Source organism: Pseudomonas sp. NPDC098740, assembly GCF_044760065.1.
GTDB lineage: Bacteria > Pseudomonadota > Gammaproteobacteria > Pseudomonadales > Pseudomonadaceae > Aquipseudomonas > Aquipseudomonas rossensis.
Genome location: NZ_JBIWAM010000003.1, coordinates 1 through 25846 on the forward strand (window position 1 = coordinate 1; position 25846 = coordinate 25846).

At 57.8% G+C, this 25846-nt stretch carries 15 protein-coding genes; 6 read left to right on the top strand and 9 right to left on the bottom strand.

Features of this window, described 5'->3' with window-relative positions; all coding sequences use genetic code 11:
- From ACIQU2_RS04430 to msrA, 5 genes are all read left to right on the top strand, one after another.
- Nucleotides 1-672: transketolase-like TK C-terminal-containing protein (locus ACIQU2_RS04430; RefSeq protein ID WP_403138916.1), on the top strand; the 672-nt coding region annotated here is incomplete at its 5' end.
- Between the two features lie 11 nt (nucleotides 673-683).
- Entirely contained in the window at nucleotides 684-2660 is a 1977-nt protein-coding gene (aceF, locus tag ACIQU2_RS04435; RefSeq protein ID WP_403138919.1) for a dihydrolipoyllysine-residue acetyltransferase, read from the top strand.
- A 281-nt stretch (nucleotides 2661-2941) separates the two neighbouring features.
- A complete protein-coding gene (locus tag ACIQU2_RS04440; protein ID WP_403138921.1) occupies nucleotides 2942-4336 on the top strand; it encodes an alkaline phosphatase D family protein in 1395 nt (464 codons plus the stop codon).
- Nucleotides 4337-4606: 270 nt separating this feature from the next.
- Complete coding sequence (locus tag ACIQU2_RS04445) at nucleotides 4607-7300, top strand: EAL domain-containing protein (RefSeq protein WP_347802518.1); 2694 nt, start codon at nucleotides 4607-4609, stop codon at nucleotides 7298-7300.
- A gap of 118 nt (nucleotides 7301-7418) precedes the next feature.
- Nucleotides 7419-8066 (top strand): peptide-methionine (S)-S-oxide reductase MsrA, encoded by a 648-nt coding sequence (msrA, locus tag ACIQU2_RS04450; protein ID WP_403138926.1) that lies wholly within the window; start codon nucleotides 7419-7421, stop codon nucleotides 8064-8066.
- 125 nt (nucleotides 8067-8191) lie between these two features.
- Here msrA and ACIQU2_RS04455 read toward each other — a convergent pair whose 3' ends face one another.
- From ACIQU2_RS04455 to putP, 9 genes are all read right to left on the bottom strand, one after another.
- Entirely contained in the window at nucleotides 8192-9028 is an 837-nt protein-coding gene (locus ACIQU2_RS04455; protein WP_008149676.1) for a 23S rRNA (adenine(2030)-N(6))-methyltransferase RlmJ, read from the bottom strand.
- A 285-nt stretch (nucleotides 9029-9313) separates the two neighbouring features.
- Nucleotides 9314-9631 carry a hypothetical protein gene (locus tag ACIQU2_RS04460; RefSeq protein WP_403138928.1) on the bottom strand — a complete coding sequence of 106 codons (318 nt, stop codon included), beginning with the start codon at nucleotides 9629-9631 and terminating at the stop codon, nucleotides 9314-9316.
- A gap of 897 nt (nucleotides 9632-10528) precedes the next feature.
- Entirely contained in the window at nucleotides 10529-10945 is a 417-nt protein-coding gene (locus ACIQU2_RS04465; RefSeq protein ID WP_403138930.1) for a hypothetical protein, read from the bottom strand.
- Nucleotides 10945-11361: a hypothetical protein gene (locus tag ACIQU2_RS04470; protein ID WP_403138932.1), complete on the bottom strand. Its 417-nt coding sequence runs from the start codon at nucleotides 11359-11361 to the stop codon at nucleotides 10945-10947. The genes ACIQU2_RS04465 and ACIQU2_RS04470 overlap by 1 nt, the downstream gene beginning before the upstream one ends.
- 207 nt (nucleotides 11362-11568) lie before the next feature.
- A complete protein-coding gene (locus ACIQU2_RS04475) occupies nucleotides 11569-11928 on the bottom strand; it encodes a hypothetical protein (RefSeq protein WP_403138934.1) in 360 nt (119 codons plus the stop codon).
- Nucleotides 11928-16709 (bottom strand): RHS repeat-associated core domain-containing protein, encoded by a 4782-nt coding sequence (locus ACIQU2_RS04480; RefSeq protein WP_403138937.1) that lies wholly within the window; start codon nucleotides 16707-16709, stop codon nucleotides 11928-11930. Before ACIQU2_RS04480 ends, ACIQU2_RS04475 begins: the two co-directional genes overlap by 1 nt.
- Nucleotides 16709-17446, bottom strand: a complete 738-nt coding sequence (locus tag ACIQU2_RS04485) for a DUF4123 domain-containing protein (protein ID WP_403138939.1) — start codon at nucleotides 17444-17446, stop codon at nucleotides 16709-16711. Before ACIQU2_RS04485 ends, ACIQU2_RS04480 begins: the two co-directional genes overlap by 1 nt.
- On the bottom strand, nucleotides 17436-19454 hold the full coding sequence (locus tag ACIQU2_RS04490; protein ID WP_403138941.1) for a type VI secretion system tip protein VgrG: 2019 nt from the start codon (nucleotides 19452-19454) through the stop codon (nucleotides 17436-17438). The genes ACIQU2_RS04485 and ACIQU2_RS04490 overlap by 11 nt, the downstream gene beginning before the upstream one ends.
- A gap of 379 nt (nucleotides 19455-19833) precedes the next feature.
- Nucleotides 19834-21318: a sodium/proline symporter PutP gene (gene putP / locus ACIQU2_RS04495; protein ID WP_403138943.1), complete on the bottom strand. Its 1485-nt coding sequence runs from the start codon at nucleotides 21316-21318 to the stop codon at nucleotides 19834-19836.
- A gap of 463 nt (nucleotides 21319-21781) precedes the next feature.
- Here putP and putA point away from each other — a divergent pair, with 463 nt between their 5' ends.
- Nucleotides 21782-25735: a trifunctional transcriptional regulator/proline dehydrogenase/L-glutamate gamma-semialdehyde dehydrogenase gene (gene putA, locus ACIQU2_RS04500; RefSeq protein WP_403138946.1), complete on the top strand. Its 3954-nt coding sequence runs from the start codon at nucleotides 21782-21784 to the stop codon at nucleotides 25733-25735.
- Nucleotides 25736-25846: the final 111 nt, after the last annotated feature.

The window sequence follows — 25846 nt, forward strand, 5'->3', positions numbered from 1 at the left end:
CTGGCGGTGATCATCCAGGACGGCATGAAGAAGATGACCGAAGAGCAGCAGGACATCTTCTACTACATCACCGTGATGAACGAGTCCTACCAGCAGCCAGCCATGCCGGCCGGTGTCGAGGAAGGCATCGTCAAGGGCATGTACCTGCTCGAGGAAGACACCCGCGAAGCGGCGCACCACGTTCAGCTGATGGGCTCCGGCACCATCCTGCGTGAAGTGCGTGAAGCGGCGAAGATTCTGCGTGAAGAGTTCAACATTGGCGCTGACGTCTGGAGCGTTACCAGCTTCAACGAGCTGCGTCGCGACGGCCTGGCCGTAGAGCGCAGCAACCGTCTGCACCCGGGCCAGAAGCCAAAACTGAGCTATGTCGAAGAGTGCCTGAACGGCCGTCAAGGTCCGGTCATCGCGTCTACCGACTACATGAAGCTGTTCGCTGAACAAATTCGTCAGTGGGTCCCGTCCAAGGAATTCAAAGTCCTGGGCACCGACGGTTTCGGCCGCAGTGACAGCCGCAAGAAGCTGCGTCACTTCTTCGAAGTCGACCGTCATTTCGTGGTGTTGGCAGCCCTGGAAGCCTTGGCTGACCGTGGTGATATCGAACCTAAGGTGGTGTCTGAAGCCATCGCCAAGTTCGGGATCAACCCGGAAAAACGCAACCCACTGGACTGCTGAGGAGACACTCTGTGAGCGAACTCATTCGCGTACCTGACATCGGCAGCGGTGAAGGTGAAGTAATCGAACTATTTGTGAAGGTCGGCGACCGCATCGAAGCCGACCAGAGCATCCTGACGCTTGAGTCGGACAAGGCGAGCATGGAAATTCCTGCGCCCAAGGCCGGCATCGTCAAAAGCCTGAAAGTAAAAATCGGTGATCGCCTGAAAGAAGGCGACGAACTGCTGGAGCTGGAAGTCGAAGGTGCCGCTGCCCCGGCCTCTACACCGCCCCCTGCGGCTGCCGCTGCGCCCGCGGCCAAAGCTGAAGCGAAACCGGCTGCGGCTGCTCCTGCCGCCGCAGCTCCAGCTGCAGCTGCCGCGCCTGCTGCTGCAACCACCCAGCAAGTGCACGTGCCGGATATCGGTTCGTCGGGCAAGGCCCAGATCATCGAGATCCAGGTCAAGGTCGGCGACACCGTCGAGGCTGATCAGTCGCTGATCACCCTGGAATCCGACAAGGCCAGCATGGAAATCCCTTCGCCCGCCGCTGGCGTGGTCGAAAGCATCAGCGTCAAGCTCAACGACGAAGTCGGCACTGGCGACCTGATTCTGGCACTGAAAGTGGCAGGTGCTGCGGCCCCTGCTGCTGCCGCGCCAGCCCAGGCTGCTGCGCCTGCTCCGGCCGCCGCTGCGGCTCCAGCCGCCGCGCCTGCTGCACCGGCTGCCGACACCGTTCAGGACATTCATGTCCCGGACATCGGTTCGTCGGGCAAGGCCAAGATCATCGAAGTCCTGGTCAAGGCCGGCGATACCGTTGAAGCCGATCAGTCGCTGATCACCCTGGAATCCGACAAGGCGAGCATGGAAATTCCATCGCCTGCCGCTGGCGTGGTGGAAAGCGTTTCCATCAAGCTGGATGACGAAGTCGGTACCGGCGACCTGATCCTGAAGTTGAAAGTCAAAGGCGTTGCGCCTGCTGCTGCCCCGGCTCCGGCCGCTGCTGCTCCTAGTGCTCCAGCTCCAGCCGCCGCTGCGCCTGCTGCTCCGGCACCGGCCGCACCGGCTGCTGCACCGGCCAAGCCGGGCGCCAAGGTTCATGCTGGCCCGGCTGTACGCCAACTGGCCCGTGAATTCGGCGTTGAGCTGAACGCCGTCGGCGCCAGCGGTCCGCACGGTCGCATCCTGAAAGAAGACGTGCAGGTCTACGTCAAAGCCATGATGCAGAAGGCCAAGGAAGCACCGGCCGCTGCTGCTGGCGCAACCGGCGGCGCGGGCATCCCACCGATTCCGGTCGTGGACTTCAGCCGCTTCGGTGAAACCGAAGAAGTGCCGATGACCCGTCTGATGCAAATCGGCGCGTCGAGCCTGCATCGCAGCTGGCTGAACATTCCGCACGTGACTCAGTTCGATTCGGCTGATATCACCGACCTGGAAGCGTTCCGTATCGCTCAGAAAGCCGTTGCAGAGAAGGCTGGCGTCAAGCTGACCATCCTGCCGCTGCTGCTCAAGTCCTGCGCGCACCTGCTCAAGGAACTGCCGGACTTCAACAGTTCGCTGGCACCAAGCGGCAAAGCGATCATCCGCAAGAAGTACGTGAACATCGGCTTCGCCGTCGACACCCCTGAAGGCCTGCTGGTACCGGTCATCAAGAACGTCGACCAGAAGAGCCTGTTGCAACTGGCAGCCGAAGCCGCCGTGCTGGCCGCCAAAGCCCGCGACAAAAAGCTCACCGCTGACGACATGCAAGGCGCCTGCTTTACCATTTCCAGCCTCGGCCACATTGGCGGCACCGGCTTCACGCCGATCGTCAACGCGCCGGAAGTGGCGATCCTCGGTGTTTCCAAGGCAACCATCCAGCCAGTCTGGGATGGCAAAGCCTTCCAGCCGAAACTGATGCTGCCACTGTCGCTGTCCTACGATCACCGTGTGATCAACGGCGCCGCTGCTGCACGCTTCACCAAGCGTCTGAGCGATCTGCTGGCGGACATCCGCACCATCCTGCTGTAACACCGATCGGCCCTCCTTCACCGGAGGGCCCGTCGCGTTCCACGTTTTCCGAGCGCCACGCTCGTACCTCAACCCCGCCAGTTTGGCGGGGCTTTTTTTGCCTGGAAGAAAGTCACCCAACACCCCTTTCCTACATTCGCGGCTTACGTCGCCCACAACTCCAGTCCACTTCTGCTCGATATTTTTTGCGAACCAATAACTAAGCTTAGTTCAACTAATTATCGCCAAAACTTCCATCACTCTCTCTTGCTTAGTTAGCATCAATTCGAATGGATTCGAACATGTTCAAACCGACTGTCGGCCCTATTATTGGCCACACTACAACTAATCATGCACGCATCTTCTTGCGCGGCGAACTTCAAAACAATGCACCGGTATTTGCAGGCATTCGTTATCGCCGACCTGGCGAAGAGCGCTGGTCCCAAGGTGTATTTGCAAAGTTGACGATCTTGCGTGATATGTCCGATGTGATTGCACTCAACGACCTTGCCACCGATACCGAGTACGAATACCAGGCAGGCTGGTTCAGCCCCATGAGCCCGGTGCACACCGTGGAAACGGTTCAGGAACTGCCGCTGCAATGGCCGCGGGATATCTACCGGTTTCGCACGCAGTCCAGCAAAGCCACGATTCCACGGGCCTATATCGTCGGTTCATGTCGTTACCTGCGCATGACCGCTGGCGTCCCGTCTGCACCGCATCTGGGGGACAGGATTTTCGCCTCGATCACGAATCTGGCGCAGCAGGCCGAACCGCCCATCAGCGCCATGTTGATGACCGGCGATCAAATCTATGTCGATGACCTGAACGTCATTGCTCCCGATCGGGAATACAAGGAAATACTCAGTAAGTACCGCGCAGCTTTTTCCCAACCCAATATTGCAAAGTTAATGTCCGGCGTGCCGACTTACATGATCCTCGATGATCACGAAATTGAAGACAACTGGCCCGCCAACGAAAGTAAGGCCGACGCCTACTTATACAAAAACGCCATCGCGGCGTATGAGTTGTATCAAGCCAGTCATAGCCCGGCACATCAACTTCTTTCCGACGGGCAAATAAATAGAAAACTGGAACACTATTGGTATCAATTCGCCGAAGGCGATATCGAATGGTTTGTCACTGACAGTCGAACCCGACGCAACCTGTCGGCCAATGATCGACGCATCCTCGACGAAGAGCAGGAACAGGCCCTGTGCAAATGGCTGGTTCACAGCCCGGCCAGGGTCAAATTCGTGGTCACCAGCGTGATGTTCTACCCCGACCGCAAAGCCCACGGCGATGACGCGTGGAAAGCCTTTCCCGAACAACGTCGGCGGCTGCTGGAGACCATTCGTACACACCGCATCAAGAACGTCTTCTTCGTTTCCGGCGATGTCCACGGCTCTTTGACAAGTCGTCTGAACCACAGCGAGGACCCGGACTTCGAGGTGCACACCATCGTCTCCTCCCCCCTGTGCAACAGCAAACTGCTGCCGTACGCCAAGGCCTCCACTTTCATCCTCGATCAACCGTTGGCGCGAACAGTCGCTGGCGACTATCAGCATGAACTGACCAGCCAGGTGGTCAGCGAGGACAACTTTGCTCATCTGACTGTCGATAACGAACAGATTCGCGTCAATTTTCACGATCGGGATGGCAAGCTTTTGCAGTCCACCAGTATCCCCTTGCGTTAAAAAAGCAAAAGATCGCAGCCTTCGGCAGCTCCTACAGGGTGTACACCATCCCAACGTAGGAGCTGCCGAAGGCTGCGATCTTTTCGGCTTGAAGCATTACTTTTAGCCGACTGCTGGAGAAATTCGTCCTCCTGCCGACATATTCTTATAGCACTTGGCCTTCATGTCTCTTGTCAGTCAGTGCCGCAATGATGCAACCTTGCCGCAGACAACAGTTAAGAGGGCGAGAGCCCGGCGCGATCAGCCTATTCGAAGTGAGTTTCCCTCCATATGAAGAGCCAACCCGATGCCGCCAGCCGTATGGTGGCCGAGGTAGTGACGCAGTTGCCTGTGCCCTCGCGGCTCGGCATGCTGCGTTTCGAACGGCTGAATGAAGCGAGCTGGGCGCTGCTGTTTCTCGATCCCAATTGCGAACGACAGTTCGGGCTGCCAGCCGTGGAGCTCTGTGCTCTGGTCGGCTCGCCCTACGCCAGCCTGATGGAGCCCGAAGCGCGCTATCAGCTGCATGACGCGGTACAGCAACAACTCACTGAAAGCCCGCACTACCTGATCCGCTACACCCTGCACACCGCCGCAGGCTCCTTGAACCTGCTGGAACTGGGCGAAGCCTACAAACAACACAATCGACATTTGCTGCGCGGCTACCTGCTGGTAGTCGACGGCCTGTTCGAGGGCGAGCAACTGCTGCCGGCCCTGGACCTCGAAACCCAGAACTCTCGCCTGCAAATCGCCCTGGAACTCAATCAGCGCGCCCAGCAGGAACAGCTTCTGCACCTGGACCGGGTGCGCGCCCAGCAAGACTTGATCCTGCTGCTGACCCGCCAGCGCTACAGCAGCAACAACTCCCTGAAAGAAGCCGCCGAACTGATTACTCGCAGTGCCTGTAACATTTACGAAATCGACTGCGCCAGCCTGTGGAACCTCGAAGGTTCACTGCTAGTGCCAATTTCGGCCTATCACCGCGCCAGCCAGGAATACCTGCTGCCTGAGTCGATCGACGTCAGTCACTTCCCCGACTACGTGGAAGCCTTGCACACCGGCCGCGCCATCGACGCCCACAACGCCATGCGCGACCCGCGCACCCGGGAAATGGCCGAACACCTGCGCTCGCGTGATGTGAATGCGATGCTCGACGCCAGTATTCGCGTCGACGGCCAAGTGGTCGGCGTGCTGTGTCTGGAACAGACCGGTACGCCCCGCGCCTGGCAATCGGACGAAATTGCTTTCGCCGGTGAGTTGGCGGATCAGTTTGCCCAAGTCATCAACAACCACAACCGCCGCACCGCCACCAGCGCCCTGCACCTGTTCCAGCGTGCGGTAGAGCAAAGCGCCAACGCCTTTTTGCTGGTTAATTGCGATGGCGTGGTGGAATACGTCAACCCGAGCTTCACGGCGATCACCCAGTACACCACCGAAGAAGTCCACGGCCAGCGGCTGTCGGAACTGCCGGCACTGGAAAACCTCAGCGAACTGTTATTCGACGCGCCCTCGGCGCTGGCCAAGAGCAACAGCTGGCAAGGCGAATTCAAAAGCCGCCGTAAAAACCTCGAACCCTACTGGGGCCAGTTGTCGATTTCCAAGGTTTACGGCGACAACCGCGAGCTGACGCATTACATCGGCATTTACGAAGACATCACCCAGACCAAGCTCGCCCAGCAGCGCATCGAGCGCCTGGCCTACACCGATAACCTGACCAACCTCGGCAACCGCCCGGCCTTCATCCGCAACCTCGATGAACGTTTCGCCCGAGACAGCGATACCCCGATCAGCTTGTTGCTGGTGGACATCGACAACTTCAAGCGGATCAACGACAGCCTCGGCCACCAGACCGGCGACAAACTGCTGATCAGCCTGGCCCGACGCCTGCGCAACAGCCTGAGCCCGAGTGGCAGCCTGGCGCGGTTCGCCAGTAACGAATTTGCCGTGTTGCTGGACGACACCGACTTGCGTGCGGGCCAACAGATTGCCAATCAATTGCTGGCGACCCTCGACAAGCCGATGTTCGTCGACAACCAGCTGATCAGCGTCACCGGCTCCGTGGGCCTGGCCTGCGCGCCTTTACATGGCCGCGACCCGCAAACCCTGATGCGCAACGCCGGCCTGGCGCTGCACAAGGCCAAGGCCAACGGCAAACACCAGGTTCAGGTGTTCACCGAAGCGCTGAATGCCGAGGCCAGTTACAAGCTGTTCGTCGAGAACAACCTGCGCCGCGCCCTGACCCAGAACGAGCTGGACGTGTTCTATCAGCCCAAGCTCTGCCTGCGCAGCGGTCGCCTGCTCGGGATGGAAGCCTTGCTGCGCTGGAACCATCCGGAAAAAGGCATGATCCGCCCGGACCAGTTCATCAGCGTCGCCGAAGAAACCGGGCTGATCATTCCCATCGGCAAATGGATCGCCCGCCAAGCCTGCCGCATGAGCAAAGACCTGACCGCCGCTGGCCTGGGCAACCTTCAGGTGGCAATCAACCTGTCGCCTAAGCAGTTCTCCGACCCAGACCTGGTGTCGTCCATCGCCAACATCCTCAAAGAAGAAGCACTGCCGGCAAACCTGCTGGAACTCGAACTCACCGAAGGCCTGCTGCTGGAAGCCACCGAAGACACCCACTTGCAGCTCGATCAGCTCAAGCGCCTGGGCCTGACCCTGGCCATGGATGACTTCGGCACCGGCTACTCGTCGCTCAGTTACTTGAAAAAATTCCCGATCGACATCATTAAGATTGATCGAAGCTTCATCCACGAAATCCCGGACAACCAGGACGACATGGAAATCACCTCCGCGGTGATCGCCATGGCCCACAACCTGAAACTCAAGGTCGTGGCTGAAGGCATCGAAACCGCCGAGCAGTTGGCCTTCCTGCGACGTCACCGCTGCGACGTCGGCCAGGGTTACCTGTTCGACCGTCCGATCCCCGGCGTAGAGCTGATCGAAAAGCTCAAGCGCTATCCGCGTGGCCCGATCGCCTGACATTCTTCAGTCATTGCACAAAACCCTGTGGGAGCGAGCAGGCTCGCTCCCACAGGGATAATTGGGCAAACTGGCGGTCTGACTACCTACATCCCCAACCTGACTGAGAGGACTGATCATGGTCTTGCGCTCGGAAATCCTGGTGAACAAAAACGTGCTCCCGACTAAAGAACAAGCTCTGCCTGGCCGCGAAACCCCAATGAACCTGCCGGAAAAACACTTCGTCCACGATGCCCCGCTGCTGGGCCCGTTCGTCACCGATGTGGATTTCGCGATCTTCGGCCTCGGATGCTTCTGGGGCGCGGAACGCAAGTTCTGGCAGCGTGAAGGTGTGGTCAGTACGGTGGTAGGTTACGCCGGTGGTTTCACGCCGAACCCGACGTATGAAGAAGTCTGCTCGGGCCTGACCGGCCACAGCGAAGTGGTACTGGTGGTCTACGAGCCGGCAAAAGTCAGCTACGAAGAGCTGCTGAAGATGTTTTGGGAATTGCACAACCCCACCCAAGGCATGCGTCAGGGCAATGACATCGGCACGCAGTACCGTTCGGTGATCTACGCCACCAACCCCACTCAGTTGGCAGCCGCCAAGCACAGTGAGCAGGTTTTCCAGGCCGAGTTGACCAAGGCTGGCAAAGGCACCATCACCACCGAAATCGAAGAAGCGCCGACGGTCTACTTCGCCGAGGCTTATCACCAGCAATACCTGGCGAAAAACCCTGAAGGGTATTGCGGGATTGGCGGTACAGGCGTGACTTGCCCGATTTAACCCCCAAAAAGCAAAAGATCGCAGCCTCGTTTCACTCGACAGCTCCTACGGGGTTACGCATTCCCTTGTAGGAGCTGTCGAGTGAAACGAGGCTGCGATCTTTTGATCTTGCTTGTCGATTTACCCTATTCGGCAATCAACCAATCCATCTGCCACCCACCCTGTGTCTGCCCCAACTTCTTGGACAACCACGGCAGCAACTCACGCAATTCCTCTTCCAGACCCCACGGCGGATTCGCAATCGCCAGCCCCGAGCCATTCAGACTGTTCGGCGTATCCAGCGGATGCACCAGCAACTCGACCCGCAACAACTTCGGCGCGCCCGTACCCGCCAGATCCTGATAAAAACGACGCAACATGCGCTGGTCCTTCACCGGGTACCAGATCGCCGCCACGGTCTGCCGCATCCGGCCAATCGCCTCTTTCAGCGACGCCGCGCAGCGCTGCATCTCATCCAGCTGCTCGAACGGCGGATCAATCAACATCACCGCCCGCTTCTCCTGCACCGGCAACATCGCACGCGGCACATGCCAGCCTTCACCCAGATGCACCTTCACCCGACGGTCACCGGCCATGTTGTCCTTGAGCAGCAAACCGTCTTCCGGATGCTTCTCGTTGAGCATCACCCGATCCTGCGGCCGCGTCAGACGCCGCGCCAACTCCGGCGACCCCGGGTAATAGCGCAACTGGCCATCCGGGTTCATGTCGTGCAGCACCTTCATGTAATCAGCGGTCAACGCCGGCAGATCCGGCTGATCCCACAAACGCGCAATACCTTCCAGGTACTCACCGGTACGGCTCGCCTGATCACCCTGCAGGTCATACAGACCAATGCCGGCGTGAGTGTCGAGATAGGCAAACGGCTGCTCCTTGCGCGACATCAAAGCGATGATGCGGGTCAAAGTCAGGTGTTTGAACACATCGGCGTGATTGCCGGCATGGAAGGCGTGACGATAATTCATGGCTGCTCCTGCGAAGGGCGGGAAGTTTACCTTGAAGCGAGGCGAACGTCAGGACCTCACAGCCGAGCGGGCAAGCTGCCACACAACCTGTAGCAGCTGGCGAAGCCTGCGTCCGGCTGCTCAGCAGTCGTAAACCCTGCTTGCACGGCGTGTCTGAAAAATCGCGAGTGCTGATTTTACGCCTGCTGCGCAGCCGGACGCAGGCTTCGCTAGCTGCTACAACTCGTGCGACTCAGCCAGAGTTGTTTGACTGAATCGCATCAGGGAAAGCGTCCGGAGTTACTCCTAAGGCCGAGCCTTCAATCGTCGCCCTAACACATCCAGCACATCACACCCATCCCGCAACGGAATGGCACAGAGCAAAGCAAAATCACTAAGAATGAAGGACTGACACTCAATCGAACCGCGCATGGACAAGTTCTCCATCACCTGGGTGACGGCACGAATTCGGTAGTTGGCAGCGTCATACAAAACATCCAGCGGCGCTTGGGTGTCGACGAACAGGGTTGGCATGTCGTCGCAATTACTGGTGAGCGCCATGAAGCGGCTTTGGGGATGGGGGGTTGGTTTTACGTAGGGTGGGTCGGGGTGAAGACTTTTCATTTTTGAAACCTCTGGTAGTAAATGGTCGCTACCATCGGCCTTCCTACAGGCTTGGGTGGCAGCTATACGCGGGGTAGGAATATCGAGACCAGAGAACTCGACCACACCGAAGCGTGCCCGCGCACAGCCGCCGCAACTGATCTTACGGACGCACGTTGATGGCCGCAATTCAGGTGTCGACGCCAAAGCGTCCTCTCTAGTATTGAAGGGTTCCTACACCCCGCCACTGAATTTTCAGTGACCACCAGAGACTATCGATGGAAAACATTTCGCACCAGTTCATGGAAACCGCCGCGGATTGAAGGAAACTTCCGAAGAACTTGCCCAGAAATTTCGCTCAAAAAGCAAACGTGGCGAAAGGCTTCACTGAAGCTTGGCTTGATTTCGCCACCTGTTGAATCCACCACCTATAGCTGCCGCTCAGCAACGCCAGAATTCGGCCAAGAGTGTGTAAAAAATGCCCGCCACTCTCTTGCCGCCGACTTCAGACGAAGCAGAATGCCAAGCTATCAAGATCTATCTCGGCGTAGCTCCCCAAATCGCCTTTGTAGAGATAGATCTTGGACACTCCTAGCTCGGATTGTAAGAACTCAACAAGCTTTCTAAGGCTACCGCTTTTAGACATTGTAGCCGGACGTACTACCGTTGCCTGTCCGGGTTCGTCATCGTAAATTCTGATCAGAAACACATCCTCTTCGTTCTGTATGTCGTAGTTACAACCACGGTACTCATATCCAAAATCGTGGTCGATATCATCAAAGCGAGTAGATTTCATTATCTTCAAAGTAGAGTCCGTTAAATATCACTCATAAACCAAGGAAGTGGACACAAGAAAGGGGACAGACTTATTTATTTTTCTAAGTTTTCAGAAATTCATGACTAGCTTAAGCACTAGCCTCACCAAGTTGAAAAGTCCTCCTGGCTCGCTTTATATAGATCTTCAACCCACGCCTCGGATAACTTGAGGTACACATCTTCAAAAAACGCCCTCGGATTTTTCATTTCATTCCACCCAGGAGGGAGCAAGGAGGGAGACATCGGATCATGTTCCAAAATCTCAGAAAAAACACTCGAGTCACCACCAAGAGCCTCTCCCAACACAAAAAACAAAACAAACTTGTGCCGATAACTCAACGCAGCGAAGCGCTTGACAATAAACCGAGATATCAAAAATCCTCTATCTGAAGGACACTCAGGATCGTACGACGACAACTCAACCCCAAGACTCTCCTCGCGATCATATATATCGAACCCGCCGAGAAAATGTCCTAAGCTTGGATTATATTGAACATTCAGATATGGATGCATCAGCATTAGATTTTCTCTATTGGATAAAGCGCCAAAGGCTGTAATGTCTCGAAGTCAAACTTCATCTCAAAGGCATTCATCTGCGGAATGAAACGCGGATTTTCTGGGTCTAAAGGATTAGGCTCATATCCCTGGCCTACATTTTCAGCCTCCATTCTTACTACCAAATTTCCTTTACTATCCTCCCCAGTAAAACGAGACATTTTTCTAGTCTCCCTTGTCATCGCTTCATTATAAGCATTCAGCTGCGCTCTATGACTTATAAACTTAGAGCTTGGAACGGCTCTCCACCTCTTTCTTTCACCATAAAGTTCGCAGCTAGTGGTTTTTTGCTGAGCAGCAGCACACGAACTATCTGCCCGACTCTTATACATAGCTCGCACTATAGCAATCCATTTTCTAATAGCTATTAATAACGTCATTCTTCAAACACCGATCATAACAAAGCACAATAAAACACTAAAAATGTAAAGCAAAATACGGACAAAACGCGGACGAATTTATTTGCTGCCATTATCAATATTAACAACACCTTCGAAGCTGGCAGCAAAAATAAATCCGCCCCCTTTGTTGATACCTTTGTTGCAAACTTGTCTGTTCAGACATCAGGCTGTCTCGTTCTGCAGGAATTAATTATTGCCATTTCCTTGTTTTTGATACCGCTCCAAACAATTAATGAGAACTGTCATAAACCGCCTTTGATCTTTAACATCATCATCAAAATACGTATCCATCTTTGAAAAAACCTCATCAAAACTATTACCCACTTCTAAAAAGTAAGACAAAGTGTCGATTAATGAAATGCGCTCTTGCTCACTATAAATAAAAAATTCCGGGCGTAGCAAGGCGTCAAAAAGCTCAGCAAGTTCATTGTCATCATTCACATTCTTCGAAACAATAATCTCCTCCCGCTCCAAATCATGTGTATTTTCAATATCAAAAACAAAAAGCAGACCTCGTATACTCCACAGTGTGTAGGGCTTATTCATCAGTCAAATTCCGTGTATGAAGTTTTAGCTTTACCATTTTTGTCCAGTATGACGACCGCTCTAGTCTGCTCACCATACTGCAATCCCTCCCTTTTAAATCCTTCACCTATTTTTTTACCCATTTCAATAGGTTGTCGTGAAGCATCTATACCACTCTGCCTAAAAATTAACTGAGCACGTTGTATTGCATTAAATTGATCACGATGACTGAGAAAACGCGTCGCGGCAGAAGGAATGACGGGCTCGCCTTTTTTCTTTCCTTTCTCGTACCTTTCTATTTCGCCCGTCGTGGGATTTCTGCCTTCCTTCACCCGATCAAGCTGGGATTGCAGGGTTGTTTGAGCTCCATGTTTCTGCTGAAAATGGGCACCATCAATCGATTCTTCCATTTCCTTCAAGCGCCTATAAAAAACCGACTCTGATAACTCATCAATTCTTGCTCGTCGCTGCTCAACCGCCATTTTCGGCAGCGCAGGCTCACCCTCATCAACCTTAACACCAGTCGTATCATCCGGCGCCTTACACCCCGGCTTATTCGGTGGCGGGCAATTCCCGCTCAACCCCAACGGATCAACCCACCCTGTCGGGTTCGGCGTGTACTGATACTGGTTTAGCCCACCCGCTAACTTGATCGGATCTGGCGTCAGATACCGACCAACCTCCGGATCATAGTACCGATGACGGTTGTAATGCAGGCCGCTCTCGGCGTCGAAGTACTGCCCCTGAAACCGTAACGGTTGCTCGAGCTGCTCTCCCCCACCGTACGCAAGGCGAGTGACTTTGCCGTAGGCGTTGTACTTCGCCGACCAGACAATCTCGCCGCCAAAATCGGTGAGTTCCTGCGGCGTACCCAGGTGATCGAGTTGGTAGTAAAACGGGCAAGCTTTGCGCGGGCCTTTGCCGTCGAGCATGGCCAAGGGGCGGAAGCTGCCGGGCTCGTAGACGTAGCTGCGGTAGTGCTCGCGGCTGCTTTCGGCGACGAGGTTGTCGCCCTGCCAGAAGAATTTGGTGGTGTTGCCGTCGACGGTTTTGGCGATGCGGCGGCCGAAGGCGTCGTAGCGGTAGCTGGCGCTGCGGCCGTCCGGGGTCGTGATGCCGACCAAGCGGTGCTGGCAGTCGTAGCGGTATTCGGTGACGAGTTTTTGCCCGGTGCCTCGGCGTTCGCGGATGAGGTTGCCAAAGGCGTCGTAGTCGTAATGGCGGTCGCCTTGCATGAGCAGGCGATTGCCTTTGACGGTGGACGGGCCGGGACGATCCTGCATCAGCAGGTTGCCCGCCGGGTCGTGGGCGAAGCTTTCCGGTGGGTCGTCGCGGGTGTGACGGACGCGGGTCAGGCGGTTGAGCGGGTCGTATTGGTAATTGCGTTGGCCGTGACGGGTGTCGGCGATGCTGTCGAGATTGCCGTTGGTGCTGTAGGCATAGTCGCGGCGATACAGTGTTTGGTGCTGTTGACTGACAGCGTGGGCCTTCAATCGGCCCTGATCGTCGTAGGCATATTCGCTGAGCAGCTGCCCCTGCTGGCGTTGCTGTTCGCGGCCGAAGGCAAATTGGTGACTGGTAAGGCGCGCGCCGTTGAGGTCGATGGCCGTGAGCGCACCGCCCTTGGCGTGGTGGTAATCGAGTTTGCTGCCGTCCGGCAGGCGCAGGCGATTGAGCTGACCGCAGGCGTCGTAGCCATAGCGCAGCGTGCCCCAGCCCTGATGCTCAGTGATCAGGCGGTCCTGCTGGTCGTATTCGAACTCCAGCGGATGGTCGTGACCGTCATCGACACTGACCAACCGGCCGAGGCTGTCGTAGCAATATTCAACCTTGATGCCGTCGGGCAGGGTTTTGACCAGCAATCGTCCGGCCGAATCCCGCTGATAAGCCATCACCAGCTGCGAACCGTCCTCGCCAAACTCGGTTTTCCCCAGCAACTGGCCGTTGAGGTCGTAGGCGTACGCCGTGCGTTGGCCGTCGAATCCGGTTTCCTGTCGGATCAAGCCATTGGGCGTGTAGTCCAGAAGGTATTTTTCGCCGGATTCGTTTTCGATTTCCGTGAGTAACAGCTGCGCGTTGTCGTAGCGGTACTTCAGTTGGGTGCCGTCGGCATTGATACGGCGGCTGACCAGGTGCAGGTCGTCGATGTATTCGTAGCGGGTGATGCGACCCAGCTCATCGCGTTCGGCGGTGATCTTGCCGTAGGCGTTGTAGCTAAACGCGCGGCTGGCGCCTGTAGGAAGCGTCGTCTGGATCAGCCGGCCAACGGCATCCCATTGGTACTGGGTAACGGCACCGTGTTCGTCCTGACGGGTAATCTGCCGCCCCAACGCATCGTAGGAAAACCGCCGCTGACCGCCGTCGGGCAAGGTTTCTTCGAGCAGTTGCCCCAAGGCGTTCCAGACGAACACATGCCGGCTGTTGTCCGGGTGGCGGATCGACAGCAGCAGCCCTTTCTCATCGTAGTGATAGTGGCTGACATGGCCGTCGGGGTCGGTCGCTTCGGTGATGTCGCCCTGAGCATTGCGCTGATATTTCCACACGGCTTTACCGCGGTGCCGCGCGTGCAGGAAACCGTTGCGGTACTCGTAGGCCGTCGGCTCGTCTTCCGGCGGAATCAGCGCAACCAATCGTCCGACTTCGTCGTAACGGTATTCGGTGATGGCGCCGAGCGGATCCTGCTCGGCAAGCAACCGGCCTTGATCGTCGTAGGCCTTGAGGTGTTCGCCACCATCCAGCTCGACCTTGCGCACCAGCCGCGCCCGGTCGTCGTGGACGTAAACCTCTTCACTGCCATCGATGTTCTGGACGGTGACACTGCCCTCGTCATCCCAGGCGTAACGCGTGTCCATCTGCGAAAACGACGCCCAATGGCGGACACATCGGGCAGCCTTGCCGGACCTTTCCCACTCCCAGAAGAAACTCGCCCCACCGGTCAATTGCCGCTGCAGGATGACGTGCTGATCGTCGTAGTCGTAACGCTCGCTTTCGCCGGCGGCGTTGGTTGCCTCGATCAGTTGATCGCGCTCGTCGTAGCTGTAACTGACCAGTGTCTGCTCGGTGTGCCAAGCCTCGTCGAGGGTCTGGGCCGGGACAAAAACCTGATAGTCGACGGCGACCAAATGGCTGCGGTCATAGCGCAACAGCAAGGCGCGGCCGGCGCCGTTGTCGAGGCGTTTGATGCGGTCTTGCCGGTCGCGGGTGATGCGCAGGCGGTTGCCGTAGACGTCGCTGATCGCCGTCAACCGACCGTTATGAAAGTGATAGAACCGCGCGTCGTCGCCAGCCTGGGCGAGAGTCAGTTCTTCCGGCTCGTCACTCAGATAAATCGCTGCCCGCGACAGACTGTTGTGGATCGCCGGGCGTTCACTGTTTGGCAGCGGAAAAGTCGTACGACGGTTTTCGTGGTCGATCCAGATGACGGTGTCGCCCTCGATTTCCAGGCGATGGGCGAGGCTGTGACTCCAGCCGAATCCGAGCCCGCAATCGATCTCCACCGCACTGGTGCGATAGAGCCGGGTGAAGTCGAACGGCAAAACCCCGTCCAGCGCACCGTCGGTCAGAGTCAGCAGTTCCTCGCCCGTGACCATCGACACCGGGCATTTGTTGGTGGCGGTTTTATCAACGGAATCGGCGCTGTCGCCATTGGGGTTTTTCGCCTGGTCAGGGACGTTGTCGTGGTGGTCGTTTTGCTTGAGCGTGGTATTGCGCTTGGCATCCCAGCGCAGTTGCATCCGGCCTTTTTTCATACCGGCCGCGATGCCCCTCGCAGCGACTTTTTTGTAGCGGTCGACGTAGCTGATGAAGCCATTGATGATCGTGAAAATCGCTTTGACGAGGCGCAGAACAGCGCTGAGTAATTGCGCAGCTCGATTAGCCAGGCGCATCGTCAAATAGGCGATACCGGCCCCTGCTGCAGCGAACGTCAGAACGATGCCAATCAGGATATCGATCAACAGCTGCACCACCATCGTCGACACGGCTTCGGCGGTTTTGCCGGCGATCTCGCCGGGCGGCAGCATGTCCAACCAGAGGCTGGCGGTGCGTAACAGCAGGCATAGCGCCGCTTCGTCACTGGCCAGCAGTTGGGCTTTTTCCATGACATCGGGGGCGGTTTCCGCGAGGTTCTTCAGCTCTGCGGCGCTCTCGCCCAACCGCTCACCAAACTTCCCGGGATCCTTGAGGATGTCCGAAAGCAGGCCGATGCCGTCCCACACGCCCTCGATTGCCGCCCAACTTCCCGCGAGCATTCCATTGCCTACAGCAACCGAAGAAGATTCCGACCACTTCGGTTTAAACGTCTTCCATTCATCACGCAGCCATTTCTCAAGTTCCTTCGTCAGGCCGTTATAGGAAGAGAAAAGATCTTCAACTTGCTGCGGTGTGACTTCGTTGTGGACGTGAACGCGGTAGAACTTGCCGGGTGTACCGGTGAACGTTCCCTTGCCGTTTTTATCGAGTGTGACCGGCGTCTTTTCGCCGCCATCGCTGGCAATCACATCGACCTGAATGTTGCCCACCGGAATGTCATAAACCGACTCGAACTTGCTCTCTATCTCTAGCTTTCCGCCCTTCGGACACTGCACGACGGTGGATAAAAACTCGTCATCGCCGCTGCTGACAGCGGTGCTGGAGTTGCCGAAGCGGATGATCCGCTCCATGCCCATCAGAGAAGGCAGATCCGCCGCGCGGCTGGCCTTGTCCGCCGCCCGACTGAACCAGCGCTTCAACTGTTCGCGGTAAAGGGAAAGGGTGTCCGGAAAACTGTCGAGCTCCTGCTCGATACGCACAATCTGATCCATCAGTTCAGCTCCGCCATCAGGTAATCCACCAACGCTTGTTTCGGTGCTTTCGGCAGGTCCGGCGCCTCAAGAAAGCTCGCGACCTTGTGACGCAACACGCTCATGGAAAACGCCTCATAGAGATCAGGGCGGTCTTCACTCAACCACTTCAGCAAATTGTTGACGCGGGTTGTCGCGGACTCCGAGGCGAGGTGTTTAAGCAGCGATTCAGAAACCTCCCACCACGGAAACAAGCGGGAGGTTTTCAGCGCATTACCACCGATTTCGAGCGGCTGGCCATTGATCAAACAGCGCCCGATCACAGGCATTAACTGCGTAGCGTTAACCTCGGCAGACTGAAGGATCGACAGCAAATAACGCCCATCCCAAAAGCGAAAAAACACCGCATTACCGTTGGGCAGGAGGACTTGGGTAAGGCTGCGCAAATGCTCGACCAGCACTTCTCGAGAGGCAGTAGAAACCGCCAGCCAACCCCAGTCGCGAGACTCAGTCATGGCGACCCACTGCAGAAACTCACTGCCGGCAGCGACGATTCCGACATAGGGCATTACCGGTGCCCACTCGGCGTAAGCGGTGTCGGCCCAGATCGGACTGGGTGCTTGAGCGGAGATCGAACGCTGCCAGGCTTTAAACGGTTCAGCGGCGCTCGCGTTGCTGAAAACCGCGAACAACTGCTCGGAAGGTTTGAGCGGTTGGCGATCCAACCAGGCGTGGGGTGACAAGGCATCAGGCTGCACAGACACCCTCCTTGCAGCGCTCACATTCCTCACAGAACGGCGCGTCGCTTTTCAGGCTCAGAATCTGTGCGGCACTCAGCAGCGCTGCCGGTGCGGCGACGAGTTTCAACGGCGTATCCGGCGAGGTCGGCGAAGCAGCCATGGCCGGCATCAACGCGCCCCCTACCTGAATCGGCACGCTGCTGAAGATCCCGCCCGGCCCAATGTTGATCCACTGCCCGCCCGCCTGAATCGTCGCGCTGGCACCGCCGTCGATCACCACTTGCTGGCCGGCGCTGACATGGAATTGCTGACTGGCATTCAGCGCCTGGCTGGTCACGCGAATGTGCCGGTCACCGACCACCACCAGGTGATCATCCAGCTTCACTTCGGTCTGGCGCTCGCCGTGAGTGATGCGTTGCTCGTCGGCCTTCAGCTCATGGCGAGCAGTGCCGGTGACGACGATGCTGCGGGCGTTATCGACCTGCACCTGTTGATCATTCAGTACGTGCTGAGTCCAATTTCGCTGGGCGCGCAGGTAGATTTCCTCGGCGCCTTTGCGATCCTCGATGCGCAATTCGTTGTAACCGCCGCCACCGGGACTGCTCTGGCTGCGGAAGATGCTGCGGGTTTTGTCGGCGGGAAGATCGAGCGGCACCGGGGTTGCGGCGTTTGGCAGGCAACCCATCACCAGCGGTTTATCGGCATCGGCGTCGACGAACCCCACCAGCACTTCCATGCCGACTCGCGGGATCATCACGCTGCCATAACGGTCGTGCGCCCAGCCGGTGGCGACGCGCAGCCAGCAACTGGAGTGTTCATCGAGCTGACCGTCACGGTCCCAGGCGAGCTGAACCTTGACCCGACCGAACTCGTCGCAATGGATTTCGCTGTCGGCCGGGCCGGTCACCACGGCAGGTTGATAGCCGAGCATGCGTGGTTTTTCCGGCCCGAGTGGAGGGCGAAACGAAACGTCCCACGGTGTTGCCAGAAAGGTATTGCGATAGCCCTGGAAATCATCCGGATTGTCGCTGGTGACTGACTCTTCCAGCACTTGCGGCTGGCGGCCGCGGTGCTCGATTTCGGTGATCAACCACAGGTCATTCCATGCCTGACGTGGATGCTCGGCCAGGTGCAGGAAGTGCCCGCTGACCAACGCCGATTCGTCGCCACGACCTTCGGCCTGACGGAAGTCCGCGTTGTGGCGTTCGAGTGCTCGTTGGGCCAGATGTTTGCCGTGTTCGCGGTCGGTGAATTGGCCAGGAAAGTGGTAGTCCTCCAGCACTGGACGCTGCTCGCTGTCCAGGCCGCTCTCAAGTTGCAGACGCGGTTTGCGGAAGTCGTAATCGCGACGGGTGACCGCTGTCGTCCGGGTTTCCAGTCGCACGTTGAAACGTTTGATGGCCGGCGCATCCGCCGCCATTCCGCTGCCCGGCAGGTAGAGCGTCGGCTCGGGCAGACGAGGGAAAACCGTCTGATCATCACCAAACACCAACAGGTGCCCGTCGAGGCTGTGCTGAAAGTGGTAGTGAATGCCGATCTCGGCACACAGCCGCTGGATGAACGCCAGGTCGCTTTCGGCGTATTGCACGCAGTACTCGCGAGGGGAGTAGTCGCTGCCGAGCCGGAACTCGAAGGCATCGCGCTGGATGCCATGGTCCTTGAGGATTTGCGCGACGATCGCCGGCACGCTTTTGTGCTGGAAAATTCGCTGATTGATGCGCTGACCGAGGTAGGCCAAACGCGGCACGAGACTGATTTGATAGCCCGTCAGGCGTTGTCCGGAATCGCTTTGGCCAACGCGAAGAATCTGACCATGAATGCCGGAACCCTGCGCATCAAAACTCAGAAATGCCTGACGATGCAGCAGGCTTTCGAGTTCGATGTCCGGCCGTTCGCTGACCAGTTCCAGGTCAAAACGGTAGGGCTGGCTGATGGCTTCATTGCCCGTGAACTCAAGCACCTTGAGCTCATTCTGGACGCCGTCGATCGTCAACGTGAAACGCGGTTGATTGGCAGGAGCGAACATCCGATGTGTCTCTGCAGAATGAAGGCGGGCGATTCTGCATGAGCGACAAGGGGCATTGATGGAGGGACAATAAAATCAGATTCGCCCTACTTTTTTAGAGATTTTTCCTTCAAGAATCGGTGTATGTGGCTACAGACATTTCCCTCAAAACCACCACCAACCCCTGTGGGAGCGAGCTTGCTCCGGGCGGCGATCCGACGATTGCGGTTGCTCATTCAACATTGATGTCGACAGACCCGACGCTATCGCGAGCAAGCTCGCTCCCACAGGGGAACTTCAATACCTCGGGCCTGGCGCAGGCAAAAAAAACGGCCCGCCTCCAAAAGGACGCGGGCCGTTTTCATGTTCGGCGAAAGGTCAGAGCATCAGCTCATCCCCATCACTTGTTCAGGCGGAAATCTGCCTCGGCAGCGGCGAAGCGCTGAAGCATGCCTTTCGTAGGCTCGCCCAGTTTGCTGACGATGTAGATCGCCAGGCTGGCGAAGATGAAGCCCGGGATAATTTCGTACAGGCCCAACAGTTCGAAATGCTTCCAGACCATCACGGTGATCGCGCCGACCAGGATGCCGGCCAGTGCGCCGTCGCGGGTCATGTCTTTCCAGATCACGGAGATCAGGACAACTGGACCGAAAGCAGCGCCGAAACCGGCCCAGGCGTAGCTGACCAGACCCAGCACGCGGTTTTCCGGGTTAGCGGCCAGCGCGATAGCGATCAGGGCAACCAGCAGCACCATGGCACGACCGACCCAGACCAGTTCCAGCTGGGAAGCGGTTTTACGCAGGAAGGTTTTGTAGAAGTCTTCGGTCAGTGCGCTCGAGCACACCAACAGTTGGCAGCTCAGGGTGCTCATTACGGCAGCCAGAATGGCCGACAGCAGTACACCGGCGATCCATGGATTGAACAGGATTTTCGCCAGTTCGATAAAAACACGCTCGTGGTTTTCGGTCACAGGACCGGCCAGCTCCGGATGCGCCGAGAAGTAAGCGATACCGAAGAAGCCTACAGCGACGGTGCCGCCCAGGCACAGGATCATCCAGGTCATGGAGATACGGCGAGCGTTAGCGATCGACTTGACCGAATCCGCCGCCATGAAACGCGCGAGGATGTGCGGCTGGCCGAAGTAGCCCAGGCCCCAGCCCATCAGCGAGATGATGCCGATGAAAGTGGTGTTTTTCAGCATGTCGAAGTTGCTTGCATCTTGCGCTTCGATGGCCAGGAACGTGGTGTCGACACCACCGGTGGCCAGCAGCACGATGATCGGCGTCAGCAACAGGGCGAAGATCATCAGGGTGGCTTGTACGGTGTCAGTCCAGCTCACGGCCAGGAAACCACCGACGAAGGTGTAGGCAATCGTCGCCGCAGCGCCAGCCCACAGTGCAGTCTCGTAGGACATGCCGAAGGTGCTTTCAAACAGACGGGCACCGGCCACGATGCCGGAAGCGCAGTAGATGGTGAAGAACACCAGGATCACGACCGCGGAGATGATCCGCAGCAGGCCGCTTTTGTCTTCGAAACGGCTGGAGAAGTAATCCGGCAGGGTCAGCGCATCGCCGTTGTGCTCGGTCTGCACACGCAGACGGCCGGCGACGAACAGCCAGTTCAGGTAAGCACCGACGATCAGGCCGATGGCGATCCAGCTTTCGGACAGACCGGACATGTAGATAGCGCCCGGCAGGCCCATCAACAACCAGCCGCTCATGTCGGAGGCGCCGGCGGACAATGCAGTCACGACGCTGCCCAGGCTGCGACCGCCCAGAATGTAGTCAGAAAGGTTGTTGGTGGAGCGATAGGCCATGAAGCCGATCAGCACCATTGCTGCGATGTAGATCACGAAGGTGATCAGAGTTGGATTGCTTACGCTCATTCGAGTGATGCCCTGGCTTTGTTTTTATGTAGCGGCGAGGTGTGAAACGCCGACAAACGACAATGTTTGTTCAGACGATTTCCAGCCCCACGCATTTATGACTGATGTTTCCCCAGGAAAGCCATCAGCCGGTGCACCTGACTTTCTAGCCGGTTGCACCTTGGGCGCGAATGCTATTCAACAAAGCAAATAAGGTGCAACCAGTTTCGCGAGAATAAGTTGCACCTAGTCGGATTTATCTGAAAAAAGCCTGTTTTTGCTCCCTTTTAGGGCAGTTCCAGCGTTTTGCTAGAAGCAAAAGCACCAAGCAGGAGCGGTACGTTCGTACCGGAATTTAATTCCTGACGAGCTGCGTATTATTCCGACAAAAAAAGGGTTGCACCCGGTTGCACCTCGACGGTTGCACGGCTAATCTTGCCGCCAGCTGATGCCACGCGGTCGTGGCAAACATGAGGATAAAAATATGGCTACCACCACCCTTGGGGTCAAACTTGACGACCCGACCCGCGAGCGCCTCAAGGCTGCCGCGACCTCGATTGATCGCACGCCGCACTGGCTGATCAAGCAGGCAATTTTCAATTACCTGGAAAAACTCGAGGGTGGTGCAACCCTGACCGAGCTGAGCGGTTTGATCAGCAAAGACGCTGACGACGCCGGCGAAGTCCATGCCGACCACGCGCACCAGTGCTTCCTCGAATTCGCCGAAAGCATCCTGCCGCAATCGGTGCTGCGCGCCTCGATCACCGCCGCTTACCGTCGCCCTGAGCCGGAAGTGGTGCCGATGCTGATCGAGCAGGCTCGCCTGCCGATCGCCATGGCCGAAGCCACCAACAAGCTCGCCGCCTCGATTGCCGAAAAACTGCGCAATCAGAAGAGCGCCGGCGGCCGTGCCGGGATTGTTCAGGGCCTGTTGCAGGAATTTTCCTTGTCCTCCCAGGAAGGCGTGGCACTGATGTGCCTGGCCGAAGCGCTGCTGCGCATCCCGGACAAAGGCACCCGTGACGCGCTGATCCGCGACAAGATCAGCACCGGCAACTGGCACCCGCACTTGGGCAACAGCCCGTCGCTGTTCGTCAACGCCGCCACTTGGGGCTTGCTGCTGACCGGCAAACTGGTCGCCACCCACAACGAAGCCGGCCTGACGTCGTCCTTGAGCCGCATCATCGGCAAGAGCGGCGAGCCGATGATCCGCAAGGGCGTCGACATGGCCATGCGCCTGATGGGCGAGCAGTTCGTGACCGGCGAAACCATCGCCGAAGCCCTGGCCAACGCCAGCAAATTCGAAGCCAAAGGCTTCCGCTATTCCTACGACATGCTGGGTGAAGCCGCACTCACCGAGCACGACGCCCAGAAGTACCTGGCCTCGTACGAACAAGCCATCCACTCGATCGGCAAAGCGTCCCACGGTCGTGGGATTTATGAAGGCCCGGGCATTTCGATCAAGCTCTCGGCACTGCACCCGCGTTACAGCCGCGCCCAGTACGAGCGCGTGATGGACGAGTTGTACCCGCGCCTGCTGTCGCTGACCCTGTTAGCCAAGCAATATGACATCGGCCTGAACATCGACGCCGAAGAAGCCGACCGCCTCGAGCTGTCGCTGGATCTGCTGGAGCGCCTGTGCTTCGAGCCGCAACTGACCGGCTGGAACGGCATCGGTTTCGTGATCCAGGCTTATCAGAAGCGTTGCCCGTATGTGATCGACTACGTGATTGACCTGGCTCGTCGCAGCCGTCATCGCCTGATGATCCGTCTGGTAAAAGGCGCGTACTGGGACAGCGAAATCAAACGCGCCCAAGTCGAAGGCCTGGAAGGCTACCCGGTCTACACCCGCAAGGTGTACACCGACGTTTCCTACATCGCCTGCGCCCGCAAACTGCTGTCGGTGCCGGAAGTCATCTACCCGCAATTCGCCACGCACAACGCCCACACCCTGTCGGCCATTTATCACATTGCCGGTCAGAACTATTACCCCGGCCAGTACGAGTTCCAGTGCCTGCACGGCATGGGCGAACCGCTGTACGAACAGGTTGTAGGCAAAGTTTCCGAAGGCAAGTTGAACCGTCCGTGCCGCGTGTACGCACCGGTCGGTACTCACGAAACCCTGCTGGCGTACCTGGTACGTCGTCTGCTGGAAAACGGCGCGAACACCTCGTTCGTCAACCGCATCGCCGACCAATCTATTTCGATTCAGGAGCTGGTGGCCGATCCAGTGGCCAGCATCGAGCAGATGGCGACGCTGGAAGGCGGCTTCGGCCTGCCGCACCCGCGTATTCCGCTGCCGCGTGATCTTTATGGTGCCGAGCGCGCCAACTCCAGCGGCATCGACATGGCCAACGAACATCGTCTGGCTTCGCTGTCCTGCGCCCTGCTGGCCACTGCTCACAACCACTGGAAAGCTGCGCCGATGCTCGGTTGCGCCTCCAGCAGCGAAACGCCTGCGCCGGTTTTGAATCCGTCCGATCTGCGTGATGTGGTCGGCCATGTGCAGGAAGCGACCGTCGAAGACGTCGACAATGCGATCCAGTGCGCCTTGAGCGCCGCGCCGATCTGGCAGGCCACTCCGCCCGCCGAACGTGCCGCGATTCTGGAACGTGCCGCTGATTTGATGGAAGGCGAGATTCAACCGCTGATGGGCCTGCTGGCTCGCGAAGCCGGCAAGACCTTCGCCAACGCCATCGCCGAAGTACGTGAAGCCGTGGACTTCCTGCGTTATTACGCCGTGCAGGCGCGCAACGATTTCACCAACGACGCCCACCGCCCATTGGGCCCGGTGGTGTGCATCAGCCCGTGGAACTTCCCGCTGGCCATCTTCAGCGGCCAAGTCGCTGCTGCCCTGGCTGCCGGCAACCCGGTCTTGGCCAAACCTGCGGAACAAACCCCGCTGGTAGCTGCTCAGGCCGTGCGTTTGCTGCTCGAAGCCGGGATTCCGGAAGGCGTGCTGCAACTGTTGCCGGGCCGTGGCGAAACCGTTGGCGCTCGTCTGGTCGGTGACGATCGGGTCAAAGGCGTGATGTTCACTGGTTCCACTGAAGTCGCTCGCTTGCTGCAACGAAACGTCGCCGGTCGCCTGGATGCTCAAGGTCGCCCGATTCCGCTGATCGCCGAAACCGGTGGCCAAAACGCGATGATCGTCGACTCCTCGGCACTGACCGAACAAGTTGTGATCGACGTGGTGTCCTCGGCCTTCGACAGCGCCGGTCAACGTTGCTCGGCGCTGCGTGTGCTGTGCTTGCAGGAAGATTCCGCTGACCGTGTCATCGAAATGCTCAAAGGTGCCATGGCGGAATGCCGTCTCGGCAACCCTGAGCGGCTGTCCGTGGACATTGGCCCGGTGATCGACGCCGAAGCCAAGGCCGGTATCGAGAAGCACATCCAGGGCATGCGTGACAAAGGTCGCAGCGTGTACCAGGTGGCCATTGCCAACACCGAAGAAGTCAAACGCGGCACCTTCGTGATGCCGACGCTGATCGAGCTGGAAAGCTTCGACGAACTGCAACGGGAGATCTTCGGTCCGGTGCTGCACGTGGTTCGCTACAAGCGCAAAGACATCGATCAGCTGATCGGTCAGATCAACGCTTCCGGCTACGGCCTGACGCTGGGCGTGCACACCCGCATCGACGAGACCATCGCCAAGGTGATCGACAACGTCAACGCCGGTAACGTCTACGTGAACCGCAACATTGTCGGTGCTGTGGTCGGCGTGCAGCCGTTCGGTGGCGAAGGCCTGTCGGGCACCGGCCCGAAAGCAGGTGGTCCGCTGTATCTGTACCGTCTGCTGTCGACGCGTCCTACCGATGCAATCGAACAATCCTTCGCTCGCGGCGACGCTATCGCTGCGCCGGACGTTCGTCTGCGTGATGCCATGAGCAAACCGCTGAAGGCCCTGCAAGCCTGGGCTGACAGCAACAAGTTTGCCGACCTGAGCACCCTGTGCGTGCAGTTCGCGGCGCAATCGCAAAGCGGGATCACCCGTGTTCTGGCCGGCCCGACCGGCGAGCGCAACAGCTACGCCATCCTGCCGCGCGAACACGTGCTGTGCCTGGCGGAAGTCGAAGGCGATCTGCTGACGCAACTGGCGGCGGTATTGGCCGTAGGTGGCTCGGCAGTGTGGCCGGAAGCTGAATTGACCAAGGCGTTGTTCGCACGTCTGCCAAAGGAAGTTCAGGCGAAGATCAAGCTGGTTTCCGACTGGAGCAAGGACGAAGTGCTGTTTGATGCGGTTCTGCATCACGGCCATTCCGATCAGTTGCGTGCGGTCTGCCAGCAAGTGGCCAAGCGTGCCGGTGCGATTGTTGGGGTTCATGGTTTGTCGCAAGGCGAGACCAACATTGCGCTGGAACGTCTGGTGATCGAGCGGGCGTTGAGCGTTAACACTGCTGCGGCGGGTGGTAATGCCAGTCTGATGACTATCGGCTAAACCGCGATAAAACCAGGCACCTGCAACAGGTGCCTGGTTTGCAAAAATCCCCTGTGGGAGCGAGCTTGCTCGCGATAGCGGTCTGTCAGTCACATCCTTTTTGGATGTGCC